At 48.3% G+C, this 16,963-nt stretch carries 17 protein-coding genes and 1 pseudogene; 15 read left to right on the forward strand and 3 right to left on the reverse strand.

Annotated elements, in window-relative coordinates; translation table 11 throughout:
* Window positions 1–195: 195 nt before the first annotated feature.
* From AC4PHM_RS00880 to AC4PHM_RS00910, 7 genes and pseudogenes are all read left to right on the forward strand, one after another.
* Window positions 196–2,211 carry an FAD-dependent oxidoreductase gene (locus AC4PHM_RS00880; protein ID WP_492019017.1) on the forward strand — a complete coding sequence of 672 codons (2,016 nt, stop codon included), beginning with the start codon at window positions 196–198 and terminating at the stop codon, window positions 2,209–2,211.
* A 216-nt stretch (window positions 2,212–2,427) separates the two neighbouring features.
* Entirely contained in the window at window positions 2,428–3,093 is a 666-nt protein-coding gene (locus AC4PHM_RS00885) for a hypothetical protein (protein ID WP_492019018.1), read from the forward strand.
* A gap of 277 nt (window positions 3,094–3,370) precedes the next feature.
* The gene (locus AC4PHM_RS00890; protein ID WP_492019019.1) at window positions 3,371–4,438 is read left to right on the forward strand and encodes a 4Fe-4S binding protein; all 1,068 of its coding nucleotides are present in this window, start codon (window positions 3,371–3,373) and stop codon (window positions 4,436–4,438) included.
* Between the two features lie 20 nt (window positions 4,439–4,458).
* Window positions 4,459–4,590, forward strand: a complete 132-nt coding sequence (locus AC4PHM_RS00895) for a hypothetical protein (protein ID WP_492019020.1) — start codon at window positions 4,459–4,461, stop codon at window positions 4,588–4,590.
* A gap of 15 nt (window positions 4,591–4,605) precedes the next feature.
* Window positions 4,606–4,926 (forward strand): annotated as a pseudogene (locus AC4PHM_RS00900) (peroxiredoxin family protein); the annotation flags it as partial.
* 9 nt (window positions 4,927–4,935) lie between these two features.
* Window positions 4,936–5,286, forward strand: coding sequence for an antibiotic biosynthesis monooxygenase family protein (locus AC4PHM_RS00905; RefSeq protein WP_492019021.1), 351 nt, complete (start codon window positions 4,936–4,938; stop codon window positions 5,284–5,286).
* A gap of 235 nt (window positions 5,287–5,521) precedes the next feature.
* Window positions 5,522–6,142, forward strand: coding sequence for a hypothetical protein (locus AC4PHM_RS00910; RefSeq protein ID WP_492019022.1), 621 nt, complete (start codon window positions 5,522–5,524; stop codon window positions 6,140–6,142).
* 117 nt (window positions 6,143–6,259) lie between these two features.
* Here AC4PHM_RS00910 and AC4PHM_RS00915 read toward each other — a convergent pair whose 3' ends face one another.
* Entirely contained in the window at window positions 6,260–6,823 is a 564-nt protein-coding gene (locus AC4PHM_RS00915) for a carboxymuconolactone decarboxylase family protein (RefSeq protein WP_492019023.1), read from the reverse strand.
* A gap of 172 nt (window positions 6,824–6,995) precedes the next feature.
* Between AC4PHM_RS00915 and AC4PHM_RS00920 the strand changes: the two genes are divergently transcribed.
* The gene (locus tag AC4PHM_RS00920; protein ID WP_492019024.1) at window positions 6,996–7,778 is read left to right on the forward strand and encodes a PhzF family phenazine biosynthesis protein; all 783 of its coding nucleotides are present in this window, start codon (window positions 6,996–6,998) and stop codon (window positions 7,776–7,778) included.
* Between the two features lie 65 nt (window positions 7,779–7,843).
* Here AC4PHM_RS00920 and AC4PHM_RS00925 read toward each other — a convergent pair whose 3' ends face one another.
* Window positions 7,844–8,434 (reverse strand): glycerol-3-phosphate acyltransferase, encoded by a 591-nt coding sequence (locus tag AC4PHM_RS00925; RefSeq protein ID WP_492019025.1) that lies wholly within the window; start codon window positions 8,432–8,434, stop codon window positions 7,844–7,846.
* 201 nt (window positions 8,435–8,635) lie between these two features.
* Between AC4PHM_RS00925 and AC4PHM_RS00930 the strand changes: the two genes are divergently transcribed.
* The 3 genes from AC4PHM_RS00930 (at window position 8,636) to AC4PHM_RS00940 (ending at window position 10,600) form a co-directional block, all read left to right on the forward strand.
* Window positions 8,636–9,358 carry an SDR family NAD(P)-dependent oxidoreductase gene (locus AC4PHM_RS00930; RefSeq protein WP_492019026.1) on the forward strand — a complete coding sequence of 241 codons (723 nt, stop codon included), beginning with the start codon at window positions 8,636–8,638 and terminating at the stop codon, window positions 9,356–9,358.
* 210 nt (window positions 9,359–9,568) lie between these two features.
* On the forward strand, window positions 9,569–10,141 hold the full coding sequence (locus tag AC4PHM_RS00935; RefSeq protein WP_492019027.1) for a TetR/AcrR family transcriptional regulator: 573 nt from the start codon (window positions 9,569–9,571) through the stop codon (window positions 10,139–10,141).
* Between the two features lie 93 nt (window positions 10,142–10,234).
* Entirely contained in the window at window positions 10,235–10,600 is a 366-nt protein-coding gene (locus AC4PHM_RS00940; protein ID WP_492019028.1) for an HsmA family protein, read from the forward strand.
* Between the two features lie 211 nt (window positions 10,601–10,811).
* On the opposite strand, the gene nhaC is transcribed toward AC4PHM_RS00940, so the two are convergent.
* The gene (gene nhaC, locus AC4PHM_RS00945) at window positions 10,812–12,221 is read right to left on the reverse strand and encodes a Na+/H+ antiporter NhaC (RefSeq protein ID WP_492019029.1); all 1,410 of its coding nucleotides are present in this window, start codon (window positions 12,219–12,221) and stop codon (window positions 10,812–10,814) included.
* Between the two features lie 424 nt (window positions 12,222–12,645).
* Between nhaC and AC4PHM_RS00950 the strand changes: the two genes are divergently transcribed.
* The 4 genes from AC4PHM_RS00950 to AC4PHM_RS00965 all read left to right on the forward strand — a co-directional run bounded on the left by AC4PHM_RS00950 (window position 12,646) and on the right by AC4PHM_RS00965 (window position 16,956).
* Window positions 12,646–13,863, forward strand: a complete 1,218-nt coding sequence (locus tag AC4PHM_RS00950; RefSeq protein ID WP_492019030.1) for an L-lactate MFS transporter — start codon at window positions 12,646–12,648, stop codon at window positions 13,861–13,863.
* 110 nt (window positions 13,864–13,973) lie between these two features.
* A complete protein-coding gene (locus AC4PHM_RS00955) occupies window positions 13,974–14,741 on the forward strand; it encodes an IclR family transcriptional regulator (protein ID WP_492019031.1) in 768 nt (255 codons plus the stop codon).
* 222 nt (window positions 14,742–14,963) lie between these two features.
* Window positions 14,964–16,025 (forward strand): butyrate kinase, encoded by a 1,062-nt coding sequence (gene buk / locus AC4PHM_RS00960; protein WP_492019032.1) that lies wholly within the window; start codon window positions 14,964–14,966, stop codon window positions 16,023–16,025.
* Between the two features lie 16 nt (window positions 16,026–16,041).
* Window positions 16,042–16,956 carry a phosphate acyltransferase gene (locus tag AC4PHM_RS00965; protein ID WP_492019033.1) on the forward strand — a complete coding sequence of 305 codons (915 nt, stop codon included), beginning with the start codon at window positions 16,042–16,044 and terminating at the stop codon, window positions 16,954–16,956.
* Window positions 16,957–16,963: the final 7 nt, after the last annotated feature.

The following is a 16,963-nucleotide window of genomic DNA, read 5'->3' on the forward strand; positions in this document are numbered from 1 at the left end:
TGTAATTTCCATATTGAAAGAGTATTGACAAGAAAGAAAAAAGATCTTATTATATACCCATAGGGGGTAAGGGTACTGCCTCGAATATGAAAATTACATGATGACAAAACTTGAATTTGAAAAATCCAGTTCAGACGAAAAGTCTCATTCACTTAATAATGAACCACAATGACACTAATTACGGAGGGAAAGAAAATGGAGAAAATAGTTATTATCGGCGGCGTAGCAGCAGGTGCGACAGCGGCAGCAAAAGCAAGACGACTTTCAGCGGAGGCTGAAATTACAATTCTTGAATCCGGACCGGATATTTCTTTCGCGAATTGTGGGCTTCCCTATTATATAGGCGGCGACATAAAGAGCAGATCTAAGCTGATCCTTCAAAGTCCGGAAAGCTTTAATGAGCAATATCAGACAGCGGTTCATATAAATACGACAGCTGCAGAGATCGACAGAGAAAACAAAGTCGTTCATACGGTCGATTCACGCACAGGTGATAAGAAGTCCTTTGACTACACAAAGCTGATTCTGGCTCAGGGTGGGAAACCCATCGCGCCCCCAATCCCCGGCGCCGATCAGGACCATGTGTTCCAGCTCTGGACCCTCGAGGACATGGACAAGATCCACACCTTCATTGAAACTAAGAGTCCTAAGACAGCGGTTGTCGTAGGTGGCGGATTCATTGGCCTGGAAATGGCCGAAGCCCTTGTCAAGAGAGGACTCAAGGTCTCTGTCGTTGAAATGATGCCTCATGTCATGGCCATTATGGAAGCAGAAATCGCAGGATTTATCCAGCAGGAAATGATGTCCTATGGCGTCGATGTTCTGACCAACAAGGCGGTTGATGCTATTGGAAGAAACCATGTGACACTGAAGGATGGCGCCAGCGTGGACGCGGATCTGGTTCTGCTCTCCATTGGGGTTCGCCCGACCTTAAAGCTGGCTGCAGATGCAGGCCTTGCCATAGGTGAAGCCGGTGGACTGCTGGTGGACGCGACTTTGAAGACCAGTGACGACAATATCTATGCGGCAGGGGATATGGTTGAGCTTGAACACCGGGTGCACGGCAAGAAGGTGCGTATACCTCTTTCGGGACCAGCCAACCGCCAGGGAAGAATTGCCGCTGAGAATGCTTTTGGCAAAGGTCATGAATATAAAGGCTCCATAGGGACATCTATTGTCAGAGTTTTTGAAGCCGTCGCGGGGACCACAGGACTCTCTTTGAAGGCAGCCAGAGCTGCAGGACTTAACGCAGATGCCATTGTGATTCATAAGGAGCATCATACGTCTTATTATCCAGGCGCGGTGCAAGTGACAGTCCTTGTCGTCTATGACAGAGAAACCGGCGTCGTGCTGGGGGGACAAACCGCAGGTTACGCTGGCGCTGACAGAAGGCTGGACGTCCTTGCAGCAGCGGCCGCAGCAAAGCTGACGGTGTCTGATCTCGCGGATATGGATTTCGCCTATGCGCCACCCCTTGGAACGGCCAATGATGCCATAAATATGGCGGCCTATGTGGCTGAGAACAGAATGTCCGGTTACTCGCCAGCCCTGACAGTTTCTGAGCTGGATGCCATTGCAGACAGTCAGAAAGCGATTTGGCTGGACGTCAGGGATGTGTTTGCGTTTAACAAATCCCATGTTGAAGGCGCAATCAATATTCCGCTTGAAATTCTTCCCTCAAAGCTCAATTTACTCCCTAAGAATAGACTGTTCTACGTTTATGACCAAACCGGCAAAAAAGGGCATCAGGCGCTTCGTACGCTTATTGGCGCGGGATTTACCAATGTTTTTAATGTCAGCGGCGGATTTTCGAGCCTTGCCGGCTATGTCAGGGCAGTAACGCCATCAAGCTTCCAATTGGATCTCCCTGCTCCGGAACCAAAGAAAATTGGAGAAGACATTGAAGTTGAAGTCAAGGCTGCGCCAAAAGCGGAAGTGAAAAAAGATGAATCCAGCGAACCGCTGATTGTGGATGTGCGCACGAGTGATGAATTTGCCTATGGCGCGGTTCCCGGCGCGATCAATATTCCTTTGGATGAAATTCAGAATAGAATTGAAGAATTCGGAAAGAAGGATAAAAAAATAATCCTTTACTGCGCTACGGGCGCGCGAAGTGCTTACGCCAAGCAGATTCTCAACTATTATGGGTATACGAATCTTGAAAATGGCGGCGGCATCACAAGAATGATGGCGCAATCCAGAACGAGTTAACAACGTGAAAATGCAATCTGAATGAAGAACCGAGACCATCGGCAAAACGCGCCTTAAGATTTTTAAAGCCAAAAGCGCCATGCCGATGGTTTCGTCATTTTCTTCTCACCCTATTTTGAAATTGGTATCATATCACAAGTTTGTTTTTTCTTTTTACGTGCCCTCGTGACTTCTTTGTGCTACATTATATTAATGAGGAATTATACATAGGAGGTAATGATGTTGAAAAAAGGTGATTTGATCTGGGGGCTTGTATTAGCGGCAGTCGTGGCGTTTATCTCTGTCCCGGCAACACATGAAGTGTTTATGAATTTCACAGCGGCACATCCGTACATATCCGGATTCATCAAGTTCGCGATCCTGGCGACCATGGGCGAGCTGCTGGCAGTCAGAATTACCACGAAGGGCTGGGACCGTCTGCCAAAAGGCATTATTTACAGGGCGCTCATTTGGGGTCTCCTCGGAATGTTGATTGTGCTGGTTTTCGAAATTTATGGCAGCGGTGTTAAAGGTGCGCAGGCCAAAGGCCTGCTGATTGAAGGCGGCGGCATTATTTTCGCGCTTCAGGTCAGCATTCTGCTGAACACGACTTTTGCGCCTGTGCTGATGGGTACCCACAAAATGACGGATACTTATATTGATCTGAAGTATCAAAATCCCAAAGAAAAGATCACGATTGGCAGGATCGTGAGGACGATTGATTGGGAGAGCTTTTTTTCCTTTGTCATTTTCAAAACGCTGCCGTTCTTCTGGATTCCGGCCCACACGATTACATTCATGCTTCCTCCGGAATACAAAGTGTTGTTTGCCGCGTCCCTTTCCCTGGCACTTGGTTTGATTCTGGCCGTTGCCAAGGTCAAAGCTCAGGCGAAGAAGGCATAGCAGTCAATTCGAGTGTTTGAGTGAGTACATTTTAAATTGAATATGGAATGGAAACTTGAGACCATCGGCAAAAACGCTTTAAGGCTTGTGTGAAAAAAGCCAGAGCACACTGCCGATGGTCTTTGCATTATCAGAAAGACGGTACCAGGCTGAAAAGAAACTCGGTGTCAGACACCCAGTTTGTGGTGGGTGAACGGAGGCAAACACCATTTTCCTGCCTTTTATTTTCTTTAAAGGGTATAATATTATCATTACAGTATGATTGAGGTGTACCCCTATGACAACAACAAGAACCCGCGAACTGACTCTCCTTAAAGCGCTTCTTTGGATCTACATAATTTTTTGTTTTATTCTCGCGGGCCTAAACTATGGCTATGTCAAGACTGCGCCCGAATCCGTTGGGAAAGCCATCACGTGGTTTTGGCATTTCTATGAAAACTGGATTAAAACCGCATTTATCATCGTGGCCAGCATTCTAACCATAAGAATCACGAATAAATCCAAACGCACGACCATGAGAAAAAAGAATTTGAAGGGATTCATAATTGCAGCCCTCTTTGTACATATCCTGTCGCCCTTACTCTTAAATAATAACGAACTCTATTTCTTTGCCATGCCGCTGCCCTGGACAACGACCCCATTGCAAATATTAGCTGAGGGTTCCACCTTTTACGCCAGTCGTTTTCCGCTTTGGGGTGCAGCGGGAATAACCTCGGCTTTGATCTTTTATATCGTGATCAGCGTTATTGTGTTATTAGGCACCTTACTTTTCGGGAGGCGCTGGCAGTGTTCAACTATCTGCCTCTTCAACGGTTTTGCCTCTGAAGTCTTTGCGCCAGCGTTCCCTTTAATTGGGAAAAAGAAAAATATTCATCCCAAAACCGTTAAGCTGCTCATGATCCTAAAGTGGGTCATGTTCGCCCTTGCCTTATTTTTTACTGGTTATTGGATTTTATTGCTGAGTGGCACTCAGACTCTCGAAAACTATAATCTGATAGGCAAGGTAGAAATCTACAAATATCTGAGCGCGGAACTGCTCATGATGATGTTCTTCTGGATCGTATTCGTAGGAAGAGGGTATTGTTACTATTGTCCTCTGGGCACGATGCTGGGCTTCATAAGTAAACTTTCCGGGCAGAAAATAATTACAAACCTCACAACGTGTATAAATTGTGGTCAATGCAATTCAGCGTGTCCTATGGCGATAGAGCTTCAAAGCAAAGCCTTAAAAGGCGAACCAGTGACCTCGTTAAGATGTGTGGGCTGCGGTCACTGTGTGGACGCATGTATAACGAAAAATCTTTCTTACACGACAACCTTTCTGACCAAGATTTCAAACAAATAGTACGATAAGGAGTTGATACCATGGCAAGCGTTGAATTGAACAAAGAAGCGCCGGATTTCGAAATCGAAGACTACAAAGGTGATCTTTTTAGGCTTTCCGAGCTCAAGGGTAAGAGCAATGTCCTGATCGTGCTGAATAGAGGCTTTGTCTGAGCGTTCTGCCAAAAGCATATGATGCAGTTGCGTCAAAACCTAAATGAGTTTGAAAAAAGGAACACCAAAATTGTCGTGATAGGCCCCGAAAACGCCAAGGCATTTAAGAATTACTGGGAGGAACATGATCTGAAGTTTATTGGTATTCCTGATGATAAGCTCTCCGTTCTGAAATTATTTGGCCAGAAGGTCAATTTGTTCAAACTTGGGAGAATGCCTGCACAGATGCTGGTAGATCAAGCCGGGATCCTTAGATATGTCCATTACGGACACTCTATGAGCGATATCCCAGAGACCGCTGAAATGCTTGAGCTCATTGATCAAATAAATCGATGAGGTGAAGTTATGATGGATCAAATACTTATGTTGAACACAGATCACGCTTATCTCTATATATGGAGATTTAAGGTAGTTCTGGACAAAGAAACGGAATTTCAAAGAATTTATGGGCCGGAAGGGGAATGGGTCCAACTATTTAAGCGGGCGACAGGCTACCATCGGACCCTTCTGCTTAGGGATTTGGATGCGGCGGGTGCCTATACCACTGTCGATGTGTGGGAATCGGAAGCTGCTTATAATACCTTCAAAAAAGAGTTTGCGGCAGAAATTAAAGCATTGGACAAATACTGTGAGAACCTCACTGAGAGGGAAGTGCTGGTTGGTCGGTTTCATTTCTGTACCTGTCACCGTGATTGAAGTTGATGAAGAAGATTATTCTTGAAACCTGAAATAGCAACCTTGTCAAATTATTTATACGTCGGCGTTCCGAAAAACGTACCAGGTACGGACAATGAAGTTGGAACCAGGTTATGTTGTTGCAAATTATACTCAAAAGGTGTAAAATTACACTATAGAAAAGTAAAAGAAATCAAACTCAATTTCAAGGGCTCAACCAAAGCGCATCACTTCTTTCGTAAGGGAGGTCGACATCATGTCTGAAGTTAGGTTAGTCAAAGGGCGTTACATACTCTGGACAACATTTCTGGGGCTGATCACCTTTCTGATCAGCGGGCTTTTATCGAGTCTATTTATTTTGAGTTCAGATAATTATATTATGGGGATGATGATTTCCGGAGGCGTAGGCGCGTTGCTGCTCGGTTTGTCTTTGCGCCTGAGGAATAAAATCCTATGGATGACTGTGGCTGGGGCCTTTGCTTTGCCGCTGGGTCTTTTAATCGCGTTTGGCGTGTTTGAGGGCATTGGTTCACTGCTGCCAGATTCCATAAGCTCTGGTTTAGGAACTACAGGCATTGCAGATACCCTGGCCATCATGCTGATGGCTGCCATCTTTGGGGCAGCCGTCGGTGCTTCGATCTTTGGAAAAAAAGCGATGGGTCTGTTTTTTGTGGTTGGCGCGATTGCGGCTATTCCATTTGGAATGTTGGTCGTGGCCTTCAATACCGGCGCTGAAATCAAGGACGATTTTCAACTGCTCTTATCCGCATTAGGCAGCATTGATCTGAATAATTTGGCGATCACTATGGCCCACGGTGTTGGGACCGGATTGAGCATTGGGATCTACAGGAAATTTAAGATTGACAATGCAGCATAGAAGAAGTGAAGCGTTTGGATGAAGACAAGAAACCATCGGCTGAGTTTTAAAATTTTTAGCCGATGGTTTTTTTATGGGTAAAAGCTGTCGCCCGCAGATTGTTTTAGCATTTTCAGTTTACTCCGGCAGCTTGCAAGACCCTGAAAATCCAGCCGGGGGTACCCCTAAGCCATGAATTAATCTGGCCCAGTAATTGACTTGCGCCGCTGTAGTGGCGATAATGACGGTTTCACGCTCGTCAAAATTTTGCTTGAGCGACTCAATAAATTCAGCCGGGAAAGACAGCGGCGTGGCGGAGATGAGTCTCGCGTAGTCCAGCGCCAATTTCTCCCGAGTCGAAAAGGACTGTGTGGTTGAAATGAGCGTGTGGTCTTGGAGTGCGGCTAATTCCTCAGGTGTGATGCCTGATTGTGCATACTCGGCTGAATTCATGTCAATGCAAAACGGGCAGTAAGCCGTAAAAGAGGCTTGAATTCGGACGAGCTTCAGCATCCGTTCCGAAATGGTCCGGTCCTTATGGGCGACCAGGGATTCCAGCACAGCGGAACCAATAGCTGCTTTTGGGTACCACGACAATAGTTTCGGGACTTCCAAATCCTTGCCGGTGATCTTTTTGGCAATCCAAATGCCGGGTCTCAGTAGGAGAGGAATAGGTTTTGGGGGACGAATAAAAGCGGCCATGAGGACCTCCTTTTTGCCAAGATGGGCTTTTCTTCAATTCCATAATCAGTTAATGTTTACTGATGGTCGCGTTGACAACAAGATCTCATTATATAATTGAGGTGACTGCTGAATTAAGTATAATTTAATCAGGAATATAATATCATGGAAACGATGAAAGGAGCCCTCAGGTATGAAACAATATGTCGTTGACGCCTTCGCGGATCATGTCTTCGAAGGTAATCCAGCGGCGGTCTGTGTTATGGATACATGGCTGCCTGACGAAATCATGCTTAAAATAACCAAAGAAAACAATCTTTCTGAGACAGCCTTCGCGGTCAATCCCGGCAAGGCATCACACTATCAGCTCAGGTGGTTTACACCTGGAGGCGAGATTGATCTGTGCGGGCATGCGACCTTAGCCACCGCTTATGTCATCACCAGGTTTGTCGAACCTGACGCGAAAGAACTCCGGTTTGAAACCCTCAGCGGTGAGCTGGTGGTTCAGAAGAAAGGCGAGCTTTTTGAGATGGATTTTCCTTCTTATGTCTTGAAACAAGTCGAAGTCACAGAAGACGTGGAACGCGCCATTGGGGTCAGACCTGTGGAAGCCTACTTGGGGAGAGATCTGCTTTGTATTCTGGAAACGGAAAATGAAGTCCGACAAGCCGTGCCTGATATGGAAAAAGTGCGTGAAATGGAAGGCTTGCTGCTGCATATATCGTCTCGCGGCAGGGATCATGACTGTGTTTCCAGATCCTTTGCGCCCAAACTCAATGTGCCGGAGGATCCGGTGTGTGGCTCCGGGCACTGTCACATCATACCATTCTGGGCAGGCAGGCTTGGCAAAGATGAATTGGTGGCCTATCAAGCTTCACCGCGAGGCGGCACGCTATACTGCAAGTACCTTGGCGAGAGAGTGAAGCTCAGTGGGAGAGCGGCGCTTTATTCGGTTGCGGAACTATATTTTGAGTAGGGATGACCATCGGCAAAAAGTACTTGAGCTTTTAATAGCTTCAAGGACTTTGCCGATGGTCATTTTCATTCCACCTTTTCTCTTGGCTGCTTCAATGCCCTTCTTAGATTATCGCGATTAGCGAAAATAACTATCAGGTTGATCAGCGCTATAGCTCCAATTTCCCGTGGCGGATAACGATACAACGCCATGAACACCGGAAGCAGTAATAGCACAATCAAAGCGGCTGGGGTCTTCTTTTTTAGAATGACAAAAAAAATGCCAAACAGCAGTAGGACCACCAACATTAGAAGTGGATTGTAGGCGAGCAGTGACCCGGCTAATGTCGCAATGCCCTTACCACCCTTGAAGCCAAGCTGTACAGGGAAAATGTGGCCAAGGACCACGGCCATCAGGCTCCCCAACGCGGCAAGGTCGCTGATCTGAAGAACATATTTTCCTAAAGCCACGGCGAAAGCGCCTTTTAGGATGTCGCCACCTGCTGTAATTAAAAAACCCTTTTTGCCGGCAGTACGTCCGACGTTTGTGGCGCCAGTCGCTCGTGACCCGGAATCGCGGATGTCTGTTCTGTGTTTCCATTTAATGTAATAGTAGCCCGTATTGAAACAACCAATACCATACGAGACCAAGATCCAGATTAAGTCTTCAGCGTTCAAGGCAGGACCTCCTTTCAGCGGGGCCGCTATTTCGGGATAGTTGTGAAGGTGAGGGTGAGTGCGTTACTTGAATTATTGCTTTGATACCACAATAGCGATTGTTGTAACACTTTTCATGGACCTAAGCACCGGATGCCGCGTTTTGGGGTATAAATTGCAAGAATAACCTATCACAATGTGAACAGACAGGGGGTATGGAGAGTGAGCGGGAAAGTACTGATTTATGGCGGCAGCGGCGCGGTAGGATCAGCGAGTGCCAGGCTTTTAAAGGAAATGGGCTACGAGCTGCACCTGGTAGGATCAAGTGACGAAAAACTAAAAAAAATAGCAGAGGAACTCGACGCCGGTATGAGTGTCGCGGACCTTCGAGACCCGGCATCGTTTAAGCTGGTTACAGAGGAAGCGGGCAAGGAACTGGCCGGATTGGTGTACGCGGTGGGTACCATCAATCTCAAGTCTTTAAGGCGACTTGAAGAGGAGGACTTTATAGAGGACTTCAGACTCAATGCACTGGGAGCTGTCATGGCAGTTCAGGCGGCGGCGACCGCACTTAAAAAACATCAGAGCGCGTCTGTGGTGCTATATTCCAGCGTTGCGGTTCAGCAGGGCATGGCTATGCATGCTTCCCTTAGCATGTGCAAAGGCGCGGTGGAAGGACTAGTGAGGTCGCTGGCGGCTGAATTGGCGCCTCAGATTCGTGTCAACGGCATTGCACCTTCGCTGCTGCAAGACAGCGATCTGTCCTCCGCCATCATAAAAAGCCCAGAGGCTATTGAAGCATTGGCTAAAACCCACGCCCTGAAGCGGCTGGGGAGGGCTCGGGATATTGCGAGCCTCACCGCATTCCTGATTTCTGACCAGTCGGACTGGATGACGGGTCAGATTATTGGCGTGGATGGCGGGAGATCTGTCATTCAAGTTTAAACGTTAAAGTGTTTTCGAGTTAAAGTATCGATACAATAATCGATCTTCTATTGAATATTACAGTTCTGTTACCGTCCGCGTCCCTAATTTCATGTTGGGGACGCGGACGGTAATATTTTTGCAACATTGACAAACCAATTCTTATAAGTTAATATGAACGTAGTTCAAATGAACAGCGTTCATATTAAATCCACAAAAGGTAGTGAAATCATGGCGAAGATCATAGAAAATCCAAGACAACTCATCCTGACCCATGCCAGGGAGATCTTAAGCGAAAAGGGCTACAACCAGCTGACAATGCGGGGCGTTGCGAGCGCTTGCGGCATTGCCCTTGGCACCATTTACAATTACTTTCCCAACAAAGACGACTTGATGGTGGAGATGATGACAGACTACTGGAAGACCTTTCAGTCCGAGGTGGATTCAATTTTGGCAAGCGCCGGATCGTTTTCTGAAAAACTTCAAGGCATCTACTACAGTCTTGATAGTTTTGTCGCCATATTTCGGACCGAATGGCTGAAGCCTGAGCTCTATCAAGCTGAAGAGGTCATAGGGAGCAGCCGGGGGAGAAAATTTCAAGCTATTGAGATGCTGGCAGCACGGCTTGCGAAATGGATGGAGGCCGACGAGATCCGCTTCAAAGCCTTGTCCAGTCAGGAAGCCGCAGCCTTTGTAGTGATGAACTTTCTTGCGATGATCCAGACCCCGCTGGTAGACTTTACGGTTCTGGAAAAAGTGATTTTGTCACTGCTGGAGGACCGGGGACACGGGGTGGAAAACTAATCCGAGGTTCAAATTGTCGCATTTTCACTGCGGTTCAACTTATTGAGCGTTAAATGTTAATTGATTTGCCAAAATGTGGAGGTTGAGAGTTTTATGTTATTTTATGCCATTGTATCGATTACTGCAGCTTTACTGTTTTATACCATTGGTGTCTGGTCGGAAAAATTGTCAGGGACCCTCAAGCCTTGGCATGTCCTCATCTTTTGGTGCGGGCTGGTGTTTGACACCCTTGGCACGACGCTGATGAACCGAATCGCGACGGGTGCGGGTGATGGGTTGCACGGGCTGACCGGCCTTGTGGCCATTTTGTTAATGCTGGTTCACGTGATTTGGGCGACCGTCGTCCTATATCAGAATAGCCCAAAGACCAAGAAGAAGTTTCACCGGTTCAGCGCTGCAGTTTGGCTGATTTGGTTAGTTCCCTTTGCGTCGGGGATGGTTGTAGGGATGTCGGCTTAGACTAGAGGGTTATGCAGAACAGGAAGTGAATGATTTGTCATAGGGCAGTTATTGTGGTAATAAGCAAGATTTTGAATAACTAAGTATAAATGAATGACCATCGGCAGAGTCTATAAAGCCTTAAATGCTTTATAGGACTTTTGCCGATGGTCATTTTTATGAGCTCTTTGTCCAGACAGAGGTTATGTAGATTTAAAAATGATGTGATGTTCTATGCTGCATTTGCGACTTCTGCTTCAGGAAGCTTCTCCATGGTAATTCCTGTGAAGCCATAGAAAATTGAAACAAGCGGGTTGATCAAGTTCAGGAAAGCGAAAGGGAGATAAGCAAGCGTTGCGACGCCCAGCGTGCTTGACATGAACAGACCGCAAGTGTTCCATGGCACCAGTGGCGAGGTCAGCGTACCTGCGTCTTCCAGGATGCGGGAGAGATTTTTAGGATGGAGGCCGCGCTCTTGATAGATTTGTTTATACATGCGGCCCGGAATGACTATAGAGAGGTATTGGTCGCCTGCCATCAAGTTCATGGCAATAATGGTGATGATTGTTGCAAGCACAAGGCTCCCTGTGCCGTGAGCTAGTTTCAGAATTGAACGGGCGATGGCTTCGAGCATGCCGGACTTTTCCATAACGCCGCCGAAACTCATGGCGCAGAGAATCAGAGAAAGGGTCCACATCATGCTGTCGAGACCGCCACGGGAAAGAAGATCATCAATGACGGTAATCCCGGTCTCAGAAGCATAGCCATAGTGCATAGCTTCGATGATGGAGGACATATCCGCCCCTTGAAAAACAAATGCAAACAGTCCACCAAGTAGAGCGCCGCCCAGCAGCCCAGGAATTGCAGGCGCTTTAAAGACAACCATCAAAATAACAAGCAAAGGCGCAGCGAAGAGAACCAAGGAAATATTGAAGTTTGCTTCCATGCCTGTGAGGATTTCATTGATCGCAGATGTGTCGAGGTCATTGTTGGCAAATTTCATTCCAATAATCCCGTAGAGGATCAGCGCAATAATTAAAGAAGGTCCTGTGGTATAGGTCATATGCCGGATGTGTTCAAAGAGTGTTGAGCCAGCCATGGCAGGCGCTAGATTGGTGGTGTCGGAAAGTGGGGACATCTTATCGCCAAAGTAGGCGCCGGAGATAATGGCACCAGCCACCAAGCCGGGATTCATGCCGAGACCAATGCCAACACCGACCAGCGCTATGCCGACAGTACCTGCGGTTGTCCAGGAACTGCCTGTCGCAAGGGATACAACACAACAAAGCAAAACAGTCGCGACGAGGAAAATGCTTGGAGAGAGGAGCTTTAAACCATAGTAGATCATAGTAGGGACGATCCCGCCCAGAATCCACGTGCCAATGATCATGCCAATAATCATAACGATCAGAAGTGCTTGGGTCGACATTTTTATGGTTTCGACTATCCCATCCTCAAGTTCTTTCCAAGTAAACCCGAGACCAAAGACAGCGACAAGTGCCGCGACTGCTGCTGCCATGAGGATTGGGATGTGGGGGTCACCACCCCAAAACTGCATGGTAAAGATCAGCGCTGCGATGATAAAAAACATAGGAATAAGTGCGTGACCCAAGGTAGCTTGTTTTTTCATCTTTGTGACCATTAAAGATGTCCTCCTTTACGATTTTTGGATATCATTTTTCGGAACGACGTTCTGATAAAATGGCATGACCTTAGATTAAACTGAAAATTGCAAAAAATCAAGCGTTAAATTTCAGATTATCCCATGAAAAGTGAAGGGCGTATCGTTTCTTTGGGGTACAAAAAAATTTAGAAAGACGCGGATGTCAGATTCAGTGTGGTTTTTATGCCGACAGGTACTGCCCTTCTTAAGAAGCAACTGGAAAAAAGAGATAATCATAATTGATTTGATTTTTATATAGGTTGAACTCTGATTCTTATAATGCTATAGTGATTCACTGAAACCATATCGGAACGCAAGACCGAAAAAAACGGTTGAATTAAGGTGTAAAATCATTTAAAATCGCTGTTAACGTCAATACGAAACTGAAAAGGAGGAGTAGTTTATGAAAAGCGCAACACAAAAAAAGGCTTATGCCGTGCTTGGTGCTGCCGCCGGGATCAACCTCGTGTCAGGGATGCTTTATATTTGGGGTATAGTCAGCCGTTCACTGATTGACCAGCTCGGCTGGACCAGCAAGCAGGCATCGCTGCCGTATACCATGGCTACGGTAACTTTCGTCATAGCCATGGTGTTCTTTGGAAAACTGCAGGATCAAAAGGGACCCAGATGGACGGCGACTATTGGCGTCATACTGATGGGCACCGGTGCTATCTTGTCCGGGCTCAAGACAGAGCCCCTGTTTGTGGCCGTAGCCTTTGGTCTGATTGCGGGCAGCGGGATTGGGATTCTGAATGTGTCAACCACCCCGCCGGCCGTTAAATGGTTTCCAAAAGAGAAGAAAGGCATGGTTACCGGTGTGGTCGTCGGCGGCGTCAGCGTGTCGTCCATGATCTATTCACCGCTGGCCAACTGGCTCAATCAAACCTATGGTGTCGCTGCCGTGTTCCTGGTTGTCGGCACGATCAGTTTGGTCTTCGGTATGATCCTCGCGCAAATCCTTAAGAATCCGCCTGAAACAGAAGCTTCGAAACGGACAGTTATTGAAAAGGCTCAAGCCCTGAACGACCATACCTGGCAGGAAATGCTCCGGTCGCCAAAATTCTGGATGATCTGGATGATGCTCGCCATGTCCTCTTCAGCAGGACTGATGGTCATTGGTCACGTCGTATCCATTGCCAAAGTTCAGGCAAGCTGGGCTGGCGGATTTCTGCTCGTCATGCTGCTGGCGCTGTTCAATACTATAGGCAGATTCGGGGGCGGAAGTCTTTCGGATAAGCTCGGACGCCTCAACCTGATTCGCGGCATCTTCATCCTCCAGGCCATGAATATGCTGGCGTTCACCACCCTGCGATCTGTGCCGACCCTGGCGATTGGTGTTGCGGTGGCCGGCATGTGCTACGGCGCGATCTTTTCAGTTTTCCCTGCGACAATTACTGACTTATATGGGCTCAAGAATTTTGGCGTCAATTTTGGCCTCATGTTCACGGGCTGGGGTGTGGGCGGCATTATTGGACCAATGACGGGCGCCTGGATCTATGATCTGACCGGGCAATTTACGACCGCGTATATGGTATCTGCCGGGCTCCTGATTGTTGCGCTAGGCTTGTCCTTTGTATTTTCCAGATTGAAGGCTCCGAACCGTACTTCGAGTGCTGCTTAAAAAAATTGTATTAAAGCCTTTTCCGATGGATTGACAACGGACATCCACTCATTGTAGAATGAAGTCGGAACGGTGTTGTTAAAAATCGGAACAGGAAAGGGAGTCACATTATGACCGAAAGAATTGTCGCTGTCGATCGCGCGCTGGACATCCTGCTGGCGCTGTATCATAATAACGGCGAAATGGGCGTCTCGGAGCTTGCGAGAGATCTGGACCTCTATAAGAGCACCATTCACAGGTCGCTGGCATCCCTTGAATATAAAGGCTTTGTCCAGAAGAATCCAGAAAACGGCAAGTACTGGCTGGGAATGAAGGTCTATGCTATGGGACTCTTGGTCGGGGAGAAGTTTTCTCTCGCGGATGTGGTTCGACCCTATGCCAAAGAGTTGTTTGAGGCTTATGGCGAAGTGGTCAACGTGTCGGTGCTCGACCGTGACCCGGAAGTGGGCTACAAGAGTGTGATCATTCTGAAGGAATTCAGCAAGAGCAAAGTGCTGTCGGTGAATCCGGGTGTCGGATCGAGCAGTGATTTGCATATATCGTCCATCGGCAAAAGTCTTCTGGCTTTTTCCAAGGACATCGACCTCATGTCCTATGCGGAGCAGCCGCTAAAGCGCTATACCGAGAATACCATTGTCAGCTGGGAAGGCATGATGGCGGAGCTTAAGAAGATCAGGCAGCAGGGTTACGCCATTGACAATGAGGAGCAGGAGATTGGGCTGTACTGCATTGGTGCGCCAATCCTGGACAAGCGGGGGAACGCCATTGCGGCGATCAGTATCTCAGGGCCTACGGTCAGGATGAAGCGGGAGGATCTGGACGAGAAGATTCAGAAGGTGGTCGAGATCAGCCGAAGGATTACGCAGGAGGTGCTGTAGCAAAGGGCTGCGGATGATGGTGTTGACTTTAACGCTGACGTTGGAGTTGATGTTGACGCTGAAGTTGATTTCGATGTCGAAAAATAAACTATTTTGAAAAAAGATAAGTCGATTATCTTTTTTCTTAGCTCAATTATTCGGAACGGCGTTCTGAAAAAATGGTTTGATAGGTGATTAACGCGCTGAAAGTAAAAATGTTGATGAAATGGGAGGCCAATACCTATGAGAATTTTGACCATCAATCCTGGCGGCACCTCGACGAAAGTGGCGATTTATGACAATGAGCGTGAAGTTTTTAAGAAAACCATCGACCATACTCAGGCGGAGCTTCAGGGATTCAAGACGTTGTTTGATCAGTATGACTACAGAAAGAGTCACATACTTAAAATTCTGGAGGAACAGAGTGAGCCGCTGGATGGTCTTAGCGCCGTAGCGGGGCGAGGCGGACTGATGAAGGCGATTGAAGGCGGCGTTTACACGGTCAATGAGGCTATGATCTCAGATATGAAAAATGCCATTCAAGGGGAGCACGCTTCCAATCTTGGGGCGGTGCTGGCTAGGCAGATCGCGGATGAGGCTGGGGTTGAAGCTTATGTGGTGGATCCGGTGTCTGTGGATGAGTTTATGCCAATCTCTAGACTCACGGGGCTGTCCGACATTGAGAAGGCCAGCTGGCTGCATGCGCTGAATCACAAGGCGGTCTGCAGAAAGACGGCCGCTAAGCTGGGAGGGCGTTATGAGGCCTTCAACTTCATAGTGGCGCACCTGGGCTCCGGAATCTCCATTGCGCCCCATGCCCATGGCAGAATGATCGATGGCAGCGGCGGACGGTCGGACGGGCCGTTTTCACCGGAGCGCAGCGGCGGGATCATAACCTATCCGCTGGTCAAGCTGTGTTATTCAGGCAAGTATACCTATGGTGAAATGGTGGACAAGATCAGTAATACCGGCGGTATGTATGATTACCTTGGAACAAAAGATATGAGGGACATTGAGAACCGTTGCCTGAGCGGCGATGAAAAGGCGCAGCTGGTCATGGACGCTTTTATATATCAGGTGTCCAAGGAAATTGCCATGTATGGGGCGTCCCTTTACGGGAAGGTGGACCGCATCATTCTCACAGGCGGCATAGCTTATTCGGCTTACGTGTGCCAGGAAATTGAGAAGCGTGTGAGTTATTTGGCGGAGGTTGAAATTGTTCCGGGGGAAATGGAAATGGAAGCGCTGGCCCTTGGGGCGCTCCGAGTGCTCAGCGGTGAAGAAGCGCCAAAGACGTATCGTTAGAATGGGAGAGTTGAGTATGGGGTCAGAAATGCTGAGGAACTTTGGAGACTTGATTGAGGCGGCGAAATCCGCGCCTCGCTCTGTGATCAGTGTCGCCGGGGCAGAGGACAGAGCAGTGCTCGAGGCGGTGAAGCTGGCTGAGGATCTGGGATTTGTCCGCTCGATCCTGGTTGGGCGTCGGGCGGGGATTGAGAGCTTGGCAAGAGAGGTTGGTCTGACGGCCTATGAAATTGTGGAGGCGGAAAGTCCTGAGGCGGCGGTTGAGACGGCGGTTCAAGAGGTTAGAGAGGGCAGGGCAAGAATCCTGATGAAGGGGTTCGTCAATACCAGCGTCTATATGAGGGGAATTTTGAGCCGTGACCGCGGCCTCAGGACGGGGCGGTTGCTCTCGCTCCTGGCGGTTTATGAGGTGCCCGGGTATCACAAGCTGATCTACGCCTCGGACAGTGGGGTCAACGTCAGTCCGGATTTGGCGCAGAAAAAGGATATTTTGGCGAATTCGGTGCTGGCACTGAAGACCATCGGCATACCGGAACCTAAGGTGGCAGCGCTGACGGCGAATGAAATGGTGGATCCAAAGGTGGGCGCCACCGTGGACGCTGCGGCACTGGTGGAAGCGGTGCGGACGGGCGAGCTGCCGTCCTGTGTGATTGAGGGGCCCATTGCCTTTGACGTGGCTTTTGACGCTGAGGCGGCGCGGCACAAGGGGGTCGAGAGCCGGATTGCGGGGGATGTGGATCTGCTGATTTTCCCTAATATCGAGACCGGGAATGTGCTGGGGAAGTCGTGGCTGCATTTTAATAAGGCGAAGTGGGCCGGGATCATTTTGGGGGCGAGTCATCCGGTGGTGCTGGGGTCGCGGTCGGATACAGCGGAGATTAAGCTGAATTCCATTGCGCTGGCGCATCTGGCGGCGAATCTTCAGCTATAGAATTTTG

The organism is Acidaminobacter sp. QWL-03, from assembly GCF_058683855.1.